Origin of the sequence: Pseudomonas sp. NFPP28, assembly GCF_900115535.1 — a bacterium.
Lineage (GTDB): Bacteria > Pseudomonadota > Gammaproteobacteria > Pseudomonadales > Pseudomonadaceae > Aquipseudomonas > Aquipseudomonas extremorientalis.
This window is the reverse complement of sequence record NZ_FOWT01000007.1, coordinates 1-19,350: the sequence shown is the minus strand read 5'-3', so window position 1 is coordinate 19,350 and position 19,350 is coordinate 1. Positions and strand designations below refer to the sequence as shown.

Genomic DNA, 19,350 nt, shown 5'->3' with positions numbered 1-19,350 from the left:
TGGTGACGAGACCTTTTCGCCTTATTGTTTTTGTTCTATCTGACAGAACGTTGTGTTTGCAGATAGAACAAGGTTCGACTTTATTTTTTCAGCTGTCAACCCACCGGGATTGTCTGTTTTTCATTTCGCCATTCATCACCAGGCACTCCCAACGCTCTCGGGAGCGCCCTGGCGCATCGCTCGGGATGAGAGGCGTTGACAGTGGGATTTTGTCGGCTCATGATTATTTCAGAACAGTGTTCTGTCAGATAGAACTATTGCATTCCACCACCCGGAGACCCGGCGATGAACTCTAATAACTACCTGGACATCCTGATCAGCGAGGTCGGCCCCCGTGATGGCCTGCAAAGCATTAGCGCGACCATGCCCACTGCGCTCAAGCTTCAATGGCTGACGGCCCTGGCCGACGCTGGCTTGAAGGAGATCGAGGTCGGCTCGTTCGTGTCCCCCAGACTGCTGCCGCAAATGGCCGATGCCGCCGAGTTGGTGGCACACATGCGTCAGCGTTCGGACGTGTTCGTTACCGCGCTGGTGCCGAACCTCAAGGGCGCCGAGGCAGCGTTCAACGCCGGCGTACAAAAGATTACCCTGCCCATTTCCGTCAGCGAGCCCCATTCACTGGCCAACATCCGCAAGACCCATCAACAGGTCTACGACGAAGTGCGTACGGTGATGGCCCTGCGCAACGAGCGCTTCCCGCACGTCGAGGTCGAGGCCGGGCTGTCGACGGTGTTCGGTTGCACGATTCAGGGCGAGGTGCCCGAGGACGATGTGCTGCGCATGGCCCTTACGATGGTCGAGCTGGGCGTCGATGAAGTCGGACTCGCCGACACTGTGGGGTACGCCAATCCGACGCAGGTGCGTCGCGTGTTCACCCGTCTGCGCAACGAGATCGGCAGCAAGGCCGGCAGCGCGCATTTTCACAATACCCGTGGGCAGGGCCTGGCCAATGTGGTCGCGGCGCTGGATGTTGGCGTCACCACCATCGATGCCTCTCAGGGCGGTATCGGCGGTTGCCCGTATGCGCCGGGGGCGTCGGGCAATATCGTGACCGAGGATCTGGTCTACCTGCTCGAGTCCATGGGCCTGCGCACCGGCGTGGACATCGACAAGCTGGTGGCCGCTCGCGCCTGGCTGAAACAGGGCCTGCCAGGAGAGCCGCTGTATGGCTTCATCCCTGACGCAGGCGTCGGCAAGAATTTCCATTACGCCGGAGGTGCGCGATGAGCCTGCTCAATCGGAACCTTCAGGCGCTGCCGCTGGCAGGCGTGCGCGTGGTCGAGTTCGTGCACATGGTCATGGGCCCGACCTGTGGGCTGGTGCTGGCGGACCTCGGCGCTGAAGTGATCAAGGTCGAGCCGACGCCCGAGGGTGACAACACGCGTCGCCTGACCGGCTCCGGCGCTGGCTACTGGATGACCTACAACCGCAACAAGAAAAGCTTCGCGGTCGACATCAAGACCGAGGAAGGCATGGCCGCGGTGCGCAAGCTGATCGAAAGCGCCGATGTGGTCACCGAGAACTTTCGTCCCGGCGCCATGGACAAGCTCGGCCTGGGCTACGAGCAGGTCAAGGCGATCAAGCCGGACATCATCTACAGCTCGATGAAAGGCTTTCTGCCGGGGCCGTATGAACATCGCACTGCGCTGGACGAGGTGGTGCAGATGATGACGGGCCTGGCCTACATGACGGGTCCCGAAGGCCGCCCGCTACGCGCCGGTGCCTCGGTCAATGACGTAATGGGCGGTATGTTCAGCGCCATCTCGATTCTGGCGGCGCTGTGGCAACGCAAAAACACCGGGGAAGGGCAGTTCGTGCAGACCGGGCTGTTCGAGAACTCAGCGTTTCTGGTGGGGCAACACATGATGCAGATGGCAACCACTGGCAAGCCTGCCGCGCCGATGCCCAGTCGTTTGTCAGCCTGGGCGATCTACGACGTGTTCAATACCCTGGGCGATGAGCAGGTGTTCATGGGCGTGGTGAGCGACAGCCAGTGGGTCAATTTCTGCCAGGGTTTTGGCTTTACAGAGCTGGGGCGCGACCCTGGACTGGCGAAAAACACCCAGCGCGTGCAGGCCCGGGCGAGGATTCTGCCGCAGGTCCGCGAGCGTCTGGCGCAAATGAGCAAGCAGGAGGTCATGGACCTGTGCGAGCAGACGGGCCTGCCGTTTTCGCCGATCCAGCGGCCGCAGGACCTGTTCGACGACCGGCACCTGAACGAGTCGGGTGGGCTGGCCCATCTGACGCTGGAGAATGGCGACGCGGTCAAGGTGCCAATGCTGCCGTTCGAGATGAATGGTCGTCGCTTCAATACCCGCCTCAATGTGCCGCAAATGGGCAGTCACTCTGCCGAGCTGCTCGAAGAAATGGGCTACGCGTCGGGTGACATCGAAGCGTTGCGCGGGCGTGGCATCGTTCGCTGATACCGCTGGAAGGGATTCCTGATTCCTGTAGCTGACGGACATTCCCGCCGTCAGCCTTATAAAAATAAATGCTGAGGAAACCCGTCATGGCCATCGTCACGACACCCCCGCACAGCAGCGATATCAGCAGCGTGCGCTCCCTGGATGCCGAACAGACCCGCGTCCTGCACAAGGCCGCCTGGCGCTTGATCCCCTTGCTCGCGCTGGCGTATTTCTTCAATTACCTGGACCGCACCAGCGTCGGCTACGCCGCGTTGCAGATGACCGAGCAGTTGGGCCTGACCGCCACGCAGTTCGGCCTTGGCGCGGGCATCATGTTCTTCGGCTACTGCCTGTGCGAAGTGCCGAGCAATCTGGCGATGTACCGTTTCGGCGCCCGCCTGTGGATGGCGCGGATCATGATCACTTGGGGCCTGGCCGCTGCTGCTACCGCGATGATCGTCGGGCCGTACAGCTTTTATATTGTGCGCTTGATCCTTGGCATCGCTGAAGCCGGCTTCTTTCCCGGCGTGATTTTCTTCCTTACCCTGTGGTTCCCCGCGCAATACCGCACGCGGGTGTTGGCCTGGTTTACCGTGGCCACGCCGATCTCGTTTCTGGTGGGTGGGCCGCTGTCGATCTGGCTGTTGCAGATGCACGGTTTGCTCGGGCTTGCGGGTTGGCAATGGATGTTTCTCATCGAAGGGGTGCCAGCGTGCATCCTCGGTCTGATTACCTTGAAGGTGCTGACCAACCACCCGGCCGAGGCCAAATGGCTGACCGCCGAAGAACGCCATGTGCTGACCGGCATGCTCGCCGAAGAGCAGAGCAAAGGTCAGCACAGCCATGGCTTCAAGGCCGCACTCAAAGACCCACGCGTGTGGATTCTCAGCTCGATCACCTTCAGCTTCACCCTGGGCTCCTACGGCATCGGTATCTGGTTGCCGCAGATGCTCAAGGCCCATGGTGTCGAAGTCAGCATGATCGGCTGGGTTGCGGCCATTCCGTACTTCTTTGCCACTGTAGCGCTACTGATCTGGGCCAAACATGTGGACCGTACGGGCAAAGGCATTTTCAACCTGACCGTGGCCATGCTGCTGGCAGGCTTTGCGTTAATCCTGGCGCTGCGAATGGACGCGCTGGTTCCGGCACTGGCAGGGATTACTTTAGCGCTGATCGGCACGATCGCTGGCAAGACGATTTTCTACACTTTGCCGGGCAAGTTCCTGCGCGGGCAAGCCGCAGCGGGTGGAATCGCACTGATCAATTCCATTGGCGCGTTTGGCGGGTTTGTCGGGCCTTACCTGATGGGCTTTTTGAAGGACTACACCGGGTCGTTCACCGCAGGTCTTATGGTCATGGGCTGCATCATGTTCGTTGCCGCAGCAATGGTCGTCTCGCTTCGCTTCTTCCTGCGCGAGTAGTGAGCAGCGGCTGCACTTTTTTCAGAAGGGATCGGGCGGCTCTGATATTGTCTTGCGGGTTGGCGGGGTGGTTTGCGAATCATCCGCCGCCTGCGAGCGACGAATCGACAATGAGTGTCTATGACTACCGAATCTGAAAAAAACCTTTCCGACCAGGCCGCCAATGCTGAAGGCGGCGTGGCTGCCGTCGACCGCGCATTTGCTATTTTGTCGGCCTTCAGCATCGAGCAGGACTGTCTGGCCCTGGCCGAAATCGCGCGGCGGACGGGGTTGTACAAAAGCACCATCCTGCGCCTGATCGCCTCGCTGGAAAAAGCCGGGTTCGTCCGTCGCCTCACCGATGGTCGTTACTCGGTCGGCCCTGAGCCTCTGCGGTTGTCGCAGCTGTACCAGAGCTCGTTCCGACTGCGCGACGTGATTCACCCCTTGCTGGAGTCAATCACTGAGGAAAGCGGTGAAACCTCTTCGTTCTACGTGCTGGAAAACGGCAGCCGCGTCGTGTTGTTTCGGGTCGAGCCCAAGCGTGCGGTGCGGGTTTCGGTGCTGGAGGGCGCGCGCTTTCCGTTGCAGGCCGGAGCGTCAGGCAAGATCCTTCGGGCCTTTTCCCGCGATGCGGAGCCTGCATTGACCGAGGTCCGCGAACGCTTCTGGGCCTGTTCCTTCGGCGAGCGGGACCCGGAAACTACCGCCGTATCAGTGCCGGTGTTTGCCATGGGCCATGAGTTGAAAGGGGCGCTGACCTTGTCCGGTCCGTCCGACCGTCTGCTCAAGGAACACATCGAACATGCGGCGTCGATCCTGTTGAGAAACGCAGCCATCGCCAGCAATGCGCTCGGAGGTAATGACCGAGAGCTACGTGCAGCTCTGACACGTCTGGGCGAATCGATGGTCCGTCGTTAACCGGCGAGCGACCGCTTAGGGCCGATGTTGTGAGAGGCAGCAGTCGGCCCACCCAAGGCCGGCAATACCCATTCTCTTGGAGTCGGTAGTGGTACAAAGTTGTACATTTAATTGACGCCACTATATCGCCATCTTAAGATCGCCGCTCATTGATGGCACTACGCCATATAGAGGGATCTAGAAATGTGGCGTTTGGTACGCCGGACCAGGCTCGGCCTGCTGTCCGCTTGTTTTTGCCTGGGCTTCGCCGGGACGGTCCAAGGCGCGACCCCGCAGAGCACCCCGGGCGTCACTGATCTGATCCGTGATCGTCAGGATCGTCTGCTTCAAGAGCAACAACGCCGCCTCGACGAACTCAAGGACTTGCCCGGCAAAGCCGTCGCTCCTGCCAAACCGACGGCGCCTGCTGACACCCGCTGTTTCGCCATCAAGACCATCGAACTCACCGGTGCCGACGCGCTGTCTGAACGCGAACGCAACGCGCTGATCCAGCCCTACATCGGGCAATGCCTGGGGGTACCGCAACTCAATGAGGTGCTCAAGGTCATCACCGACCACTACCTGGCCAAAGGCCTGGTCACCAGCCGTGCCTACCTGCCGCAACAAGACCTCTCCAGCGGCGTGCTCAAGATCCAGGTAGTCGAAGGCAGGCTCGAAGGATTGAAGGGCGAGCAGGGCAGCGGCATCACCGACCGGCAACTCGCGATGAGTTTTCCAGGCAAAAAGGGTGAATTGCTCAACCTGCGTGAAATCGAGCAGATGGTGGATCAACTGAATCGTCTGCCCTCGAACCAGGCCCAGATGGAGTTGGCTCCTGGCAAAGAAGTAGGCGGCAGCGAAGTGCTGGTCAAAAACACCCCGCAGAAACCCTGGCGCGTCGGCCTGTCGCGTCACAACGGCGGCCAGCGCGCCACTGGCGAGCAGCAGTGGGGCGCCAGCCTGGATTGGGATAACCCTCTCGGTCTGGCTGACCAACTCTCCCTGCGCGGCGGCCACGATGCCGTCAGCGACCACCAGAAGACCTCGCGCAACTCGATGCTCAACTACAACCTGCCGTTTGGCTGGTGGAACCTCAATTACAGCTACAGCGAGACTGAATACCGCTCCCTCGCCCAGGCCAGCGGCTTCAACTTCAAGCAGTCCGGTGACAGCCAGAGCCACCAGTTGCGCTTGGAGCGGGTCGTCCACCGCGACGCCTTGAGCAAGACTTCTCTGAGCACCGGCGTGGCCTACCTGCGCACCAACAACTTCATCGAGGACAGCAAGCTCGCCCTGAGCAGCAACCGCCTCAGCGAAGCCCAGTTTGGCATCAACCACGGCCGGCGCATCGGCGGCTCGTTCCTCAATGTCGACCTGGGCATGCAGGACGGCATTGGCGCTTTCGACGCCCAGGCCAACCACAACCCACGACCCGGCCAGGCGGATGCGCGCTACCGCAAATACACCGCGACAGTGAGCTACCTGTACCCGTTCAAGTTGTGGGGCGAGTCATTCAGTTTCAGTAGCCTGATGACCGGCCAGCGCAGCGAAGACGTGCTGTTCAGCCCGCAACGCATGAGCCTGGGTGGGCAGTCCTCGATTCGCGGCTACAAGGATCAAAGCCTGTCCGGCGACAGCGGCGGCTACTGGCGCAACGACCTGCGCTGGAGCCGCCCGGTGACCTGGTCCTGGATGCAACCGGTGTTCAGCGAATACGGCACCAGCCTCGGCTACGACCAGGGCGTGATCCGCCACGGTCGCTACAACGCCGAGCAGCATGGGCGCATGACCAGCAATTCCCTGGAGCTGTTTGCACGCGGCAAGAACGTCGCGGCCACGGTGACCTTTGCACACTCTTTGGAACGACCGGGGCCGATCACTGAACGTGAAGCGCCGATCTACTTCCGTATGGATTTCTTCCTTTAATTTTTTACCGCCCTTTGGGCATCGGGACATGACATGGACGTTTGCCAGTTCGCCTTTCTTGCGCGCCAACCTTCTGCTGCCTTGAAAAGCCGTTCTACCTTCCTGGGCTTGCCCAAGCGCGGGTTGGCGTTGGTACTGGCGAACGCCATGTTCTGGCAGCCCCTGCTGGCTCAGGCGGACGGCATTGCCGTGAGCGGACCGGGTACGAGCCTTGGGCAGGCGGGTAACGGCGTTCCGATCGTCAACATCGCTGCGCCCAACGCTAACGGGCTATCGCACAACCAATTCCACGACTACAACGTCGGCGCCAACGGGGTCATTTTCAATAACGCGACCAGCCGGACCCAATCCACCCAATTGGGTGGCATCATCGTGGGTAACCCAAACTTCAATGGCAGCGCCGCCAGCGTCATCCTCAACGAGGTGAATGGCGGCAGCCCCAGCCAATTGCGTGGCTACACCGAAGTGGCGGGGCAGTCGGCCCATGTGATTGTCGCCAACCCGTATGGCATCAGTTGCAACGGTTGCGGCTTTATCAACACCCCTCAAGCCACCCTCACCACGGGCAAGGCGGTCATCGAAAACGGCCAGATCAGCCGCTACCAAGTGGATCAGGGCAACGTCGCCATCGAAGGCACCGGCCTGAACGCCAGCAACGTCGATCAGTTCGAAATCATCACCCGCGCCACCACCCTCAACGCGCAGCTCCAGGCGAAAAAGCTCACCATCGTAGCGGGTCGCAATGATGTGGATGCGCGCACGCTGAACGCCACGGCGCGTGCGGCGGACGGCAGCAAGGCACCGGACCTGGCGATTGACTCGTCGGCGCTGGGCGGCATGTATGTGGGTGCGGTCAGGTTGGTGGGGACCGAGGCCGGCGTAGGGGTGAAACTATCCGGGGACATGGTCGCCGGTGGTGATATCCAGATTGATGCAGCGGGCAATGTGGTCATGGGCCAGACCTCGGCCGGTACGGCAGTGGCGGTCAAAGCAACCAGCGTAGAGGCCAAGGGCGCCGTGTATGCCGGTACTGCCTTGTCGGTGACCACCCAAGGCGCACTGACCAATCAGCAAACCCTGGCGGCCAGGGACAGCATCACACTGGACGCTGCTGGGCGGTTGACCAACAACGGGATCATCGAAGCGGGCGTCAATGCGGATAACAGCCGCAATGCCCAAGGCGATGTGCGCTTAAAAGCAAATAGCATCGACAACAGCGGCAAGACGGTGATCGCCAGCCGTGACTTGACCATCAACACGGGCAACCTGGCCAACCAGGGTGGCACCTTGAGCGCTCAACGCGATGCGCAACTGAACGCGTCGACTCTGGACAACCAGAACCAGGGCCGCATCCTCAGCGCGGGCAACCTGGGAATCGACGCCAATCAACTGCTCAACAGCCAAGGCGGATTGGTCACCAGCACGGGCAACTTGACGGCGGGCATCGGGCAACTGACCAACCGCAATGGCGAGCTGTCGAGCCAGGCACAGGTCGTGCTGCAATTGGCAGCGCTGGACAATGTGGCGGGGCTGGTGTCGGCAGGTCAATCGTTGAGCCTCAACGCATCGGGTCTGGTCAATAACCAGGGCGGTCGAATTGCAGCGCGTCAGTCGGTGCAGGTCAATACCGGCGCTCTAGACAACAGTCAAAAGGGCGCGCTCAACAGCCAAGACTCTCTGACGTTGAATCTCAACCAAGGGCACTGGGATAACCGCAACGGTCTGATCAACGCCAGCGGTCAATTGACCCTTAACAACCTCAAGACCGTCGATAACCGTCAAGGCGAAATCTCCAGCACGCAGTCATTCCTCCTGGCCGCCAATAGCCTCGACAACGACGCGGGTAAAGTGCTCAGCGACCAAGACTTGACCCTGCGTATCGCCGGAGCGATGAACACTGCTTTGGGCCTGGTTTCGGCGTCTAACCTCGACATCAACGCCGCGAGCCTGAACAACCAGGGCGGCAAGCTCGGCGCACGTAATCATCTAACGACGAACATCACAGGTCTGCTGGATAACCGCACCGGCGAGCTTCTGGCAACCGACCTTGCGTCCACCACCGGTGAACTGAACAACGAGCGCGGCCGCCTGCAAGGTGATCGCGCCCTGGTGCTCAACAGCGGCGCGGTGTCCAACCAGCGCGGGACATTGGCGGCAGGTGCAACCGCTACCCTCAATGCATCCCGCCTGGACAACAGCGCAGGCACGTTCACCAGCGACGGCGCGTTGGTCGCGGCGATCACCGGGCAATTGCTCAACCAGACCGGTCTGTTTGCCGCCAAAGGTGATGCACGCCTCAACCTGGGTCGCCTTGATAACCAACAAGGCACGCTTGTCGCCCATAACCTCACTGTGCAATCGAGCGGCCCGCTGAATAACCAGCATGGCACCTTGCGCGGTGATGTTGCGTTCAACTTGAGCGCTGGCCAGGTGGATAACAGCGAGGGCGGCCGCATCAGTGCGGGCCAAATGCTGAATGCTGGCGTCAGTGGTCTGGATCAGCACAACGATGGCCGATTCTTCGGCCAGGGGGATGTGCGCCTCGATCTCAATAACGGTCATTTGAACAACCAGGGTGGCACGATCAACGCCCCAGGCCAATTACTGCTGAGCAACCTCGCCAGCGTCGATAACCAGAGCGGCGAAATTTCCAGCACCCAGGCGTTCACCCTGGCCGCGGACACCCTGAATAATCACCACGCTAAGCTCCTCAGCGAGCAGGGTTTGACCGTGCGCATCGCCCACGCACTCGATAACACGCAAGGCTTGATCTCGGCTAAAACCCTGGACGTGCGCGCCGCCAGCCTGACTAACCAAGGTGGCACGCTCAGCGCCGGCGATGGCTTGATCGCGCAGATCGACGGCGCACTGGATAACCGCGGTGGCAAGCTGTTGGCGCGCACGGCGTCGGTCAACAGTATGTCGCTGGATAACCGCGAGGGCCTGCTGCAAGGCGACGCGATGCTCTCGCTCAACAGCGTGGGCCTGATCGACAATCGCCAGGGCACGCTGTTCGCCGGGCAGGCGATGGACATCAACGCGACGCGCTTGGACAACAGTGGCGGGAAGCTGACCAGCGACGGTCGCCTTACCGCGTTGATCAGTGCGTATCTGCTGAACCAGGCCGGTCTGTTCAGCGCAACCGGCCCATTACGGGTGAGCACGGCAAGCCTGGACAATAGCGCCAAAGGCAATATCCACAGCCAGGCGGGTGTAGCCCTGGACCTGAACCACGGCCATCTGAACAACCAAGGCGGTTTGATTCATGCGCCGGGTGCGTTGCTACTGAGCAACTTAAGCAGTGTTGATAACCAGGGCGGGGAAATTTCCAGTGCCCAGGCCCTGGTGTTTACCGCAGACAGCCTCGACAACCGGGGCGGCAAGTTGCTCAGCGAGCAAGGGCTTGTGGTGCGCGTTGCCAACGCGCTGGACAACACCAAAGGCTTGGTCGCCGCCACGGGGTTGGACCTGCACGCAAACAGCCTGGTTAACGCCGAAGGCCAGCTCAAAGTCCGCGATGATCTGACGCTGTCCGTCGACACGGCCCTTGACAATCGCCACGGTGAAATCGTCGGTGCTACCACCACCTTGAGCAGTATGAGCCTGGATAACAGCCAGGGGCTGTTGCAAGGGGATCGGTTACTTGACGTCGCCACCCGTGGTATCGCGATCAACCGTGGCGGCCGTTTTGTCAGCGGTGAGCAGGCGGACCTGGCGATGGGTCAATTCGATAACCGTGGCGGCAGCGTAACGGCAGCCGGGCCGATGCAGGTAAGCGGCACGCAGCTGGATAACCGCGAGGGTGGCTTGCTCAATGCACGCCAGTCGCTGGTGATGAAGGTTGATAACCTGAACAACCAAGGCGGCGAAGTTTCCAGCCTCTCCGACCTGTCATTTAACGGCAGGCAGTTCGACAACAGCCACAAAGGTCGCCTTCTGGCGAACGGCGCACTGAGTCTGGAACTCGACCAACTGAACAACCAGCAAGGCACCGTGCGCAGTGACAAGCGCCTAACCCTGCAAACCACCACATTGAACAACGACAGCGGCCGCCTCAGCAGCGGCGCGGCGTTGAACCTGACCGCCAACGGCGTTCTGAGCAACCGCAGCGGCGAGCTGCTTAGCGCGATGGCGTTGACCGTGAGCAGCGCCAGCATCGACAACAGCGGCGGCAAAATGATCGGTGACGGCGCGGTGCGCATCACGACCGGCGCGTTGAATAACCAGAGCGGCGGGCGCCTCACCAGTGCCGATCTCCTGGACCTGACGGCAGGGCAGGTGGATAACCGTTTTGACGGCCATATCGCCAGTAACAAGGCACTGACCGCCAGCCTCACCGGCCTGGATCAGCGCAACGGTGGCCAGCTCTACAGCACCCGCGATTTAAGCCTGGACATGAACCTCGGCGTTCTCAACAACGCCGGTGGCCTGATCCACGCGCCAGGGCAATTGCTGTTGAAAAACCTCGCCTCCGTCGCCAACCAGCACGGCGAAATTTCCAGCGAGCGTAGCTTTGTCCTGGCTGCGAAAAGTCTGGATAACAGCGACGGCCATGTGCTCAGTGACCAGGCGCTGACCCTCACAGTCGACCAAGCGCTGATCAACCTCAAGGGCGTCATTGCTGCCGCAGGCCTGACTGTGCAAGCAGAGCGACTGGATAACACCAGCGGCGTATTCAGCAGTTCCAAAGACCTGGCGTTAACGTTGGGGGCCGACCTGCTTAACGATGACGGCGAAGTCTCCAGCAGCGGCGCCACAGTGGTCAACGCGATGACCCTGAACAACCGCAACGACGGTCATGTGATGGGCGACATCAGCCTCGACCTGACAACCACCGGCGCGCTGTCCAACCAAGGCGGCACCTTGGGTGCCGGCCAGCGTTTGAACGTGACCGCGGCCAGCCTGGATAACAGCCAGTCCGGCAGCCTGGCGACCGATGGCAGCCTGACGCTGAAGGTCGATGGCCTGCTTGATAACCAAGCCAAAGGTGCTGTGCTCGCCAAAGGCGTGATGGACATCCAGGCTGGGAGTGTGGACAACCGCACCGGTCGCCTGTCCGGACAGAACCTGCTGACCCTGCGCAGCAATAGCTTGGACAACCGTGGCGGAGCGGTGCGCGCCAATCAGGGCCTGAACCTGCATGTCGGCCAAGTCGACAACCGCGAAGGCGTGCTAAACAGCAAGCAGGCGCTGGTGCTTGCCGGCCAGTCCTTGAACAACCAGAACGGCCTGACCAGCGCGATTGGCCCGGTACGCCTGACCCTCGATACCGTCGAAAACGCCAAGGGACGCATTGCCAGCCAGGATGATCTGGACGCCACGGTTGGCGTGCTGAATCAGCAGGGCGGTCAGTGGGTCGCCCAGGGCAATCTGAGCCTCAACGCTGACACCTTGGATAACCGAGATGGCGGCCTGCTCGCCGCGACAAAAGTGCTGAAACTCAAGGTCGGCAGTACCGACAACCGCAGCGGGGAAATCTCCAGCCAGCAGAGCATCGACTTCAGCGGCACGCGTCTGAATAACAGCGGCGGCAAGTTGTTGGCCGGTACTGGGCTGGAATTGGTCATGGCCGAGGTGATCAATCAGGCCAAAGGCTTGATCTTTGCCCAGGACGCTCGGCTTACCGGCACTGCTCTAGATAACACCGATGGCACTGTTGGCGCTCAGCGTGCTTTGGCACTTCAACTGAAGGCAGGCCTGGACAACACCGGCGGCAAGCTCACCAGCGAAGGCTCCATGGAGCTGGCAGGCCAGCGCATCGACAACACCCGCGGCAAGATATCCAGCGCAGGACCGCTGACCCTTGCGAGCGCAGCGGCGCTAATCAACCAAGGTGGCACCGTCGAAAGCGGCCAAAACCTCACACTGACCAGTGCCAGCCTGGAGAACACCAACGGCCTGCTCAAAAGCCAAGGCCTGGCGACGGTCAACACCGGACTGTTCACCAACGGCGTCGAAGGCCGCGTGATCAGCGCCGACAAGCTCGACCTCAGCGCCACCCAGCTCAACAACAGCGGGCATATCGGCAGCGTCGGCGCCATGAATGCCAGCCTTACCGGCCTGACGCAGCTGGGCGGCGCCGAACTGGTCAGCACCACGCAACTCAACCTTGACCTGCACAATGGCGAACTGGTCAACGCAGGGGTGATCAACGCACCCCTGCTGACACTCGACAACCTCGCCACTGTCAACAACCAGCACGGCGAAATCTCCAGCCAAAACGCCTTCACCTTGGTCGCAAAAAACCTCGATAACAGCAATGGCAAACTGATCAGCAACCAGGCACTGACCCTGCGTGTGGAGCAACTGCTGGCCAACCTCAAAGGCCATATCAACGCCGCCAGCCTTGATGCCCGCAGCACTCGCCTGGACAACACCGAAGGCCTGCTCAGTGGCCGTGGCGATGTCGCCCTCAGCGCCAGCGAATGGTTCGATAACCAACGTGGCAGCGTGATCGCCGACGGTGCCTTGTTGCTGACCAGCGCAGCGCTGGACAACCGCAATGGCGAGATCGCGGGCAAGGCGCTTGCGATGATCAACGCGAGCAAACTCGACAACCAGAACGGCAAGCTGATCAGCACCGACGCCCTCAACCTGCGCGGCGCAAATCTCGATAACCGCAACGGTCTGGTAGGCGCCACAAAAGCGCTGAAACTCGACGTGGCGACTGTCGATAACCGCAGCGGCGAATTGACCGGCAACGCCGACGTCAGCGTCACCGGCCAACAACTCAACAACAGCGACAAGGGCGTGGTGTTCGCAGGCGGTACGTTGAACCTTGCCGTTGATCAACTCATCAACCGCACCCTCGGCGAACTCAACGGCCAACGCTTGATCCTGACTGGCACATCGCTGGATAACAACGGCGGCAAGCTGCTCAGCCAGGAATCGCTGAAGCTGGATCTCGCAGGTGATTTCGACAACAGCCAAGGTGTGCTTAGCAGTGAAGATGCGTTGGCCGTCAAGGCCCGTAGCCTGAACAACAGCAAAGGCAGCCTGTCCAGCGCCAAGGGCTTGAGCGTCTCCGTCACCGACAGCCTCAACAACAGCGAAGGCAAACTGGTTACCGACGGCGGCCTGACCCTGCAAAGCGCCAATCTGGGTAACCAGCAAGGCATCATCAGCGGCAAAGGCCCGGTCACGGTTAGCACCGGAGAGCTGAACAACCAAAACGGCCGCCTCAACAGCGGCGATACCCTGGACTTGACCACCGCACAGTTGAACAACGGCGGCAGCATCGGCAGCGCCAAGGCGCTGACCGCCAGCGTCACCGGTTTGGATCAGCAGGGCGGCAAGCTGTTCAGCAACGCGGGTTTGAGTCTCGACCTGAACAACGCTCAACTGAACAACCAAGGCGGATTGATCAACGCTATTGGCCCACTGACGCTCAACCACCTCAGTAGCGTCAATAATCAGGGCGGTGAAATCTCCAGCGCCCAAGCCTTCACCTTGGCCGCGCAAAGTCTGGATAACAGCAACGGCAAGCTGCTGAGTAATCAGGACCTGACCCTGCGCGTCAATCAAACCCTGGCTAACCTGAAAGGCCTGATCGGCGGCGCCAGCCTCGACGCTCACGCAGGTTCCGTCGACAACCGTGGCGGCACGCTCAATAGCCGCAGCGACTTGCAACTGACCAGCGATGGCTTGTTGAGCAACCAGGACCAAGGCTTGATCAGTGCCAAGCAATCCTTGAACCTCAACGCTGCCAGCCTCAACACGGGCAATGGCGGTGAAGTCTCGGCCAAAGGCGCGTTGACCGCGAACCTCAACGCTCTGGCACTGGCGGGCGGCCGCGTGGTGGGCGAGCAGGGGATGACCCTGGACCTCAACAACAGCGACTTGGACAACCGCAACGGCCTGCTGCTGACTAACGGCCCGCTGACCCTGAAAAACCTGCGTGACCTGAATAACCAAGGCGGCGAAATCTCCAGCCAGCAAAGCTTCGCTCTGACGGCGCGCAGCCTGGACAACAGCGCCGGCAAGCTGATCAGCAGCCAAGTGCTGACTGTCAACGCGTCCACGATGAACAACACCGCAAGAGGCCTGCTGTCCGGCTGGCAAGGTCTGAACGTCAGGGGTGACAACCTCGACAACCGTGACAACGGCACGCTCTCCAGCCGCAGCGGTGCAATTGACGTGCGCCTGAGTGGCGCGCTGCAGAACAACAACGAAGGCGCGCTGGTTAGCCAAGGCCGTTTGGGCGTCAGTGCCGCCAGTCTGGATAACAGTGGCAAAGGCGTGCTGTCCAGTGGCGACGGGCAAACGCTCACCGTGGCCGGTGCGTTGACCAACGTCGATGGCGGTTTGATCGAAAGCGGCAACACGCTGGATCTGCAGGCGGCAACGCTGACCAACCAAGGCACGATCAACGCACAACAAGCGATGACTGTCGTCGGCACCGACCTGAACAACAACGGCGGCACGTTGGCCACCAACGGCCGCCTGACCCTCAACCTGCTCGGCACCCTCAACAACAGCGGCGGCAGCATTGCCAGTTCCGGCCCCTTGTTGCTGCAACGGGCGATGCAGGTCAACAACGACGCCAAGGGTAAAATCATCAGCCAAAGTCTGTTGACGTTGTTCAGCGGTGGCCTGAACAACAGCGGCAGCGGCACCCTCGCTGGTAAAGACCGCGTAGCGATCACCAGCAGCGGTATCGTGCAGAACAACAGCGACGGTCTGATCTACAGCCAGGACGCCGATGTGCAGTTGACCGCGGTGGGATTGAACAACGCCAGAGGCAAGGTGCAGGGTCAAACCGGCCTGGGCCTGAACATCAGCGGCGACCTCAATAACCAAGGCGGCACGCTCCAGGCCCATAGCCTGAACCTGAATGCCAACCGCCTCGACAACCAGAGCGGCTTCATCGCTGCGCAGACCGGCGATGCAGTGGTCAACGCCAACTACTTTGCCAATGCCAATGGTGGGATGTATGCCACCGGCTTGATGCGAGTCAGCGGTGTGCAACTGGACAACAGCGCCGGGCAGATTGCAGGTCGTGCGGTTGAGCTGAACGCCGGTAGCGCACTGATCAACCGCAGCGGTGTGATTGAAAGCGACAGTACCCTGAGCGTGACGGGCGGCAGCGTCGACAACCAAGGCGGGCAACTGCGCGCGCTGGGCCGCAGCGGCAAAACCAACTTCCATCTCGGCGGTGCATTCGATAACCGAAATGGTCGACTGGAAACCTCCAACGCTGACCTGACCCTGAATGCCGGCGGCTTCCTGAACCAGGGCGGGAGCCTGTTGCACGGCGGCACCGGCACTTTTGATATCGCCACCGCCAACCTGATCAATGCTGGCGGCAACCTGGTGACCCGTGGTGGCCTGACCCTGGCCGCAGACAGCTGGACCAACAGCAGCGTGATCCAGGCCGGACGCTTGACGGTCAACGTCAATACCCTGAGCCAGACCGCCAGCGGCCAGTTACTCGCCTCCGACAGCCTGACGGGCAACGGCGGCAACTGGAACAACGACGGCCTGATCGCCAGTGACGGCACGGCCAATCTGACGCTGGCCGGTAGCTACGGCGGTAACGGGCGCTATAGCAGCCTGGGCAACCTGGGCCTGAGCGCTGCGCAGATAACCGTGAATGAAACCGCCAGCGTGGCTGGCGGTGGCACTTCCCAACTGACCACCGGGGGCCAACTGCTCAACCGTGGGCGTTTGACCTCCAGCGGCGACTTGCGCATCAACGCTGGCAGCATTGTGAACACCGGCACGTTGGGGGCTTCACAGAACCTGGTGCTGACGGCCCAAAGCCTGCTCAACGATCACGCTGCAAGCGGTGTCGGCGCACGCGGATTCCTGTTCAGCGGCCAGGACTCGACCTTCAACCTGGGCAGCCTGACCAACAACTATTCGGACATCTACAGCCTGGGCAACCTCACGGTAGCGGGGGTAGCCGGTGGAACCCAGGCGCAGAGCGTGCGTAACGTTTCCGCCAGCATCGAGAGCATGGGCGACCTCCGAATCGCGGCCAACGACGTGGTCAACGAGCGCGAGAAATTCAAGCTCAACCAGCAGTTGACGTCCGTGGGCGTGGGCATTCGGTGCACCCAGCATTGCAGCGGCGGTTGGAGTGACCGACGCCCTGCGGTGACCTTGAGCCGTACCGTGTCGAGTGTGCTTGAGATCGACTCGCCTTCGGCCACCCTTAGCGCCGGGCGCAACATGGTGGTTACCGGGCAGAACTTCACCAACCGCTACAGCGTGGTGTCGGCCGCCAATGACCTATCGATTACTGGCGAAAACATCCTCAACCAGGCAGCTACCGGTGGTTCCGGTTCTCAGAGCCAGGAATACGGCGGTATTACCAAAATCTCCAAGGGCCAGTACAACCAGATGGTCGCCGCGGTGCAGGCCTATAACCGCGCGCACCCGCAGGGCTCGCCAGTGGATGAGGCGGCGTTTGCGGACTTGATGGCGCGGTTCAGTCCGTCGCTGTTTCCCGGTATCAACCAGCCCATCGCCGTACAAGGCGGCACCCAAGTGGTGGCCCCGGCGATTATTCAGGCCGGTGGCAACGCTGCGCTCACCGCCAGTAAAAGCATCAACAACATCAACGTGATCAAGACCGCGCAGGCGGTGGGTGGGCGTTCGCTGGACACCGGCGTAGGCGCCAATAAAACCCAGGTGGTTGTGCTCAATGCACAGTTGCCACCCGACCTTGCCCAACAGCAGGTCAACCCCCTGACCCTGCCGGGCTTCGGTTTGCCCAGCGGGCAGAACGGATTGTTTCGTTTAAGTGGCCAAAGCGGCACGACGGGGCAGGCGGGCACTGTTAATCAGAATTGGACGCTGGGCAGCGCCAGCCTCGATCCGAGCCAGCGTCAGCAAGCGCTGCCATCCACCCATGGCCGCGTGATTCAAGTCGGCGAAGCGGCGCAAGTCGCCACCAGCACGCGTCAGGTCGCCGTGGCTGCCCGTGAAGCGGGTTTGCTTAATGCGGTCGCCAGTGCCATCGATACCGGCGGTGTAGGCAGCGCCGATGTGCAAACCCGGTTACCGGGCCGCACCAACGGTGCCGACATCACCCGCGTTGAGGGCATTGATGCGCGCAATCCCGCGGGTGTTTCCCAGCCTGCGGTCGATGGTTCGCGGCCGGGCATCGACCTGCCTGCCGTCACGCCAGGCGATAGGGTTGTGCATACGTCGTCAGACGGGGCTCTCCCTGATCTGAGTGTGCCGGGCTTGTCGACCATCACGCGCAGTACCGACGTTGCGGCGATCGCTGCGCCGGATACCCAACTGCCGGGCCTTACCCCGGCTGCCCAGGACGTACTGCCTGCCGGTCAGGTACAACCACCCGTCGTCAGCCAGCCCACGGCATTGGCCGGCCAAACCATCAGCCGCGTCCAGGGCCTGCCGGACAGCCGTGCCGTCTCGCAGCCGCACAAATACCTGATCGAAACCAACCCGGTACTCACCGACCTCAAGCAATTCATGAGCTCGGACTACCTGCTGCAAGGCCTGGGCTACAACCCAGACACAAGCTGGAAGCGCCTGGGCGATGGCCTGTACGAACAGCGTCTGGTTCAGCAGGCCGCGCAAGCGCGCACCGGGCAACGCTTTATCGACGGCCAGACCACCGACGAAAAACTGTTCAAGTACTTGATGGACAACGCCATCAGCAGCAAGCAGCAGCTGAACCTGTCGATGGGCGTCAGCCTCACCTCACAACAGGTCGCAGCCCTGACGCATGACATCGTGTGGCTGGAAGAGCACGAAGTGAACGGTGAAAAAGTCCTGGTGCCGGTGCTGTACCTGGCCCAGGCCAATAACCGTCTTGCCCCCACCGGCGCCTTGATCGCCGGTAACGACCTGAACCTGATTGCCGGTGAAAACCTGGTCAACGCCGGCACCCTGCGCGCCACCAACAACCTGTCGGCCAAGGCCGCCAATGATGTGACCAACAGCGGGCTGATCGAAGCAGGCAACCGCCTGGACCTGCTGGCGGGCAACAACATCGTCAACAAAGCCGGCGGCATCATCAAAGGGCGCGATGTGACGCTGACCGCCATCAATGGCGATGTGATCAACGAGCGCAGCGTGACCGGTTGGGATGACAAAGGGGCAGGGTATTCGCAGCATCGCGATTATGTGGACAGCGCTGCGCGGGTTGAGGCGGCGAATGATCTGGACATCGGCGCCGGGCGAGACTTTGCCAGTGTCGGTGGTGCTCTGCAAAGCGGTCGCGACACGACCATTGTCGCTGGGCGCGATGCCAGCTTAGTCGCCGCCGAAGAACGCAATGCGATGGATATGGGCAAGCGCCTGCAATCCAGCAGCGCCACACAACACGGCTCCGATGTGGATGCCGGGCGCGATGTGAATGTCAAGGCGGGACGAGACATCGCAGCGATCGCCAGTCAGATCGATGCCAAGCGCGACATCAACATGCGTGCTGGCGGTGATTTGATTCTGGCTTCGGCTGCAGATGAGGAACATTCCTCCCGCAAAAGCAAAAAGGAGAAACGTCAGGAAGATCATGTCAGTCAGGTTTCGACCGCGCTGAGTGCGGGTGAGGATGTATCGCTGGGTGCGGGTAAGGATCTGGCGATGATTGCCAGCCGGATCACTGCGGGGGACGAGGCATACCTGGTTGCTGGCGGTAAATTGGCGCTGCTGTCGGCAGAAGACAGCGATTATTCGCTGTATGACATGAAGAAGAAGGGGAGTTGGGGCACCAAGAAAACCCAGCGTGACGAGGTGACTAA

At 61.1% G+C, this 19,350-nt stretch carries 6 protein-coding genes; all 6 read left to right on the top strand.

Annotation, left to right across the window (positions count from 1 at the left end; translation table 11 throughout):
* Nucleotides 1–285 precede the first annotated feature (285 nt).
* Complete coding sequence (locus BM110_RS18560; protein WP_093513959.1) at nucleotides 286–1,227, top strand: hydroxymethylglutaryl-CoA lyase; 942 nt, start codon at nucleotides 286–288, stop codon at nucleotides 1,225–1,227.
* Nucleotides 1,224–2,423 carry a CaiB/BaiF CoA transferase family protein gene (locus BM110_RS18555; protein WP_071492793.1) on the top strand — a complete coding sequence of 400 codons (1,200 nt, stop codon included), beginning with the start codon at nucleotides 1,224–1,226 and terminating at the stop codon, nucleotides 2,421–2,423. The genes BM110_RS18560 and BM110_RS18555 overlap by 4 nt, the downstream gene beginning before the upstream one ends.
* An 86-nt stretch (nucleotides 2,424–2,509) precedes the next feature.
* On the top strand, nucleotides 2,510–3,826 hold the full coding sequence (locus BM110_RS18550) for an MFS transporter (protein WP_058424970.1): 1,317 nt from the start codon (nucleotides 2,510–2,512) through the stop codon (nucleotides 3,824–3,826).
* Nucleotides 3,827–3,946: 120 nt separating this feature from the next.
* Nucleotides 3,947–4,726: an IclR family transcriptional regulator gene (locus BM110_RS18545; RefSeq protein WP_058424969.1), complete on the top strand. Its 780-nt coding sequence runs from the start codon at nucleotides 3,947–3,949 to the stop codon at nucleotides 4,724–4,726.
* 183 nt (nucleotides 4,727–4,909) lie between these two features.
* Nucleotides 4,910–6,631, top strand: a complete 1,722-nt coding sequence (locus BM110_RS18540) for a ShlB/FhaC/HecB family hemolysin secretion/activation protein (RefSeq protein ID WP_093513958.1) — start codon at nucleotides 4,910–4,912, stop codon at nucleotides 6,629–6,631.
* Between the two features lie 33 nt (nucleotides 6,632–6,664).
* A partial coding sequence (locus BM110_RS18535; RefSeq protein ID WP_093513957.1) for a two-partner secretion domain-containing protein occupies nucleotides 6,665–19,350 on the top strand: 12,686 nt, incomplete at its 3' end.

Bases quoted from the DNA above. Each gene is read 5' to 3' on its own strand.
- BM110_RS18560 (WP_093513959.1), top strand. From the start codon at position 286: ATGAACTCTAATAACTACCTGGACATCCTGATCAGCGAGGTCGGCCCC.
- BM110_RS18555 (WP_071492793.1), top strand. From the start codon at position 1,224: ATGAGCCTGCTCAATCGGAACCTTCAGGCGCTGCCGCTGGCAGGCGTG.
- BM110_RS18550 (WP_058424970.1), top strand. From the start codon at position 2,510: ATGGCCATCGTCACGACACCCCCGCACAGCAGCGATATCAGCAGCGTG.
- BM110_RS18545 (WP_058424969.1), top strand. From the start codon at position 3,947: ATGACTACCGAATCTGAAAAAAACCTTTCCGACCAGGCCGCCAATGCT.
- BM110_RS18540 (WP_093513958.1), top strand. From the start codon at position 4,910: ATGTGGCGTTTGGTACGCCGGACCAGGCTCGGCCTGCTGTCCGCTTGT.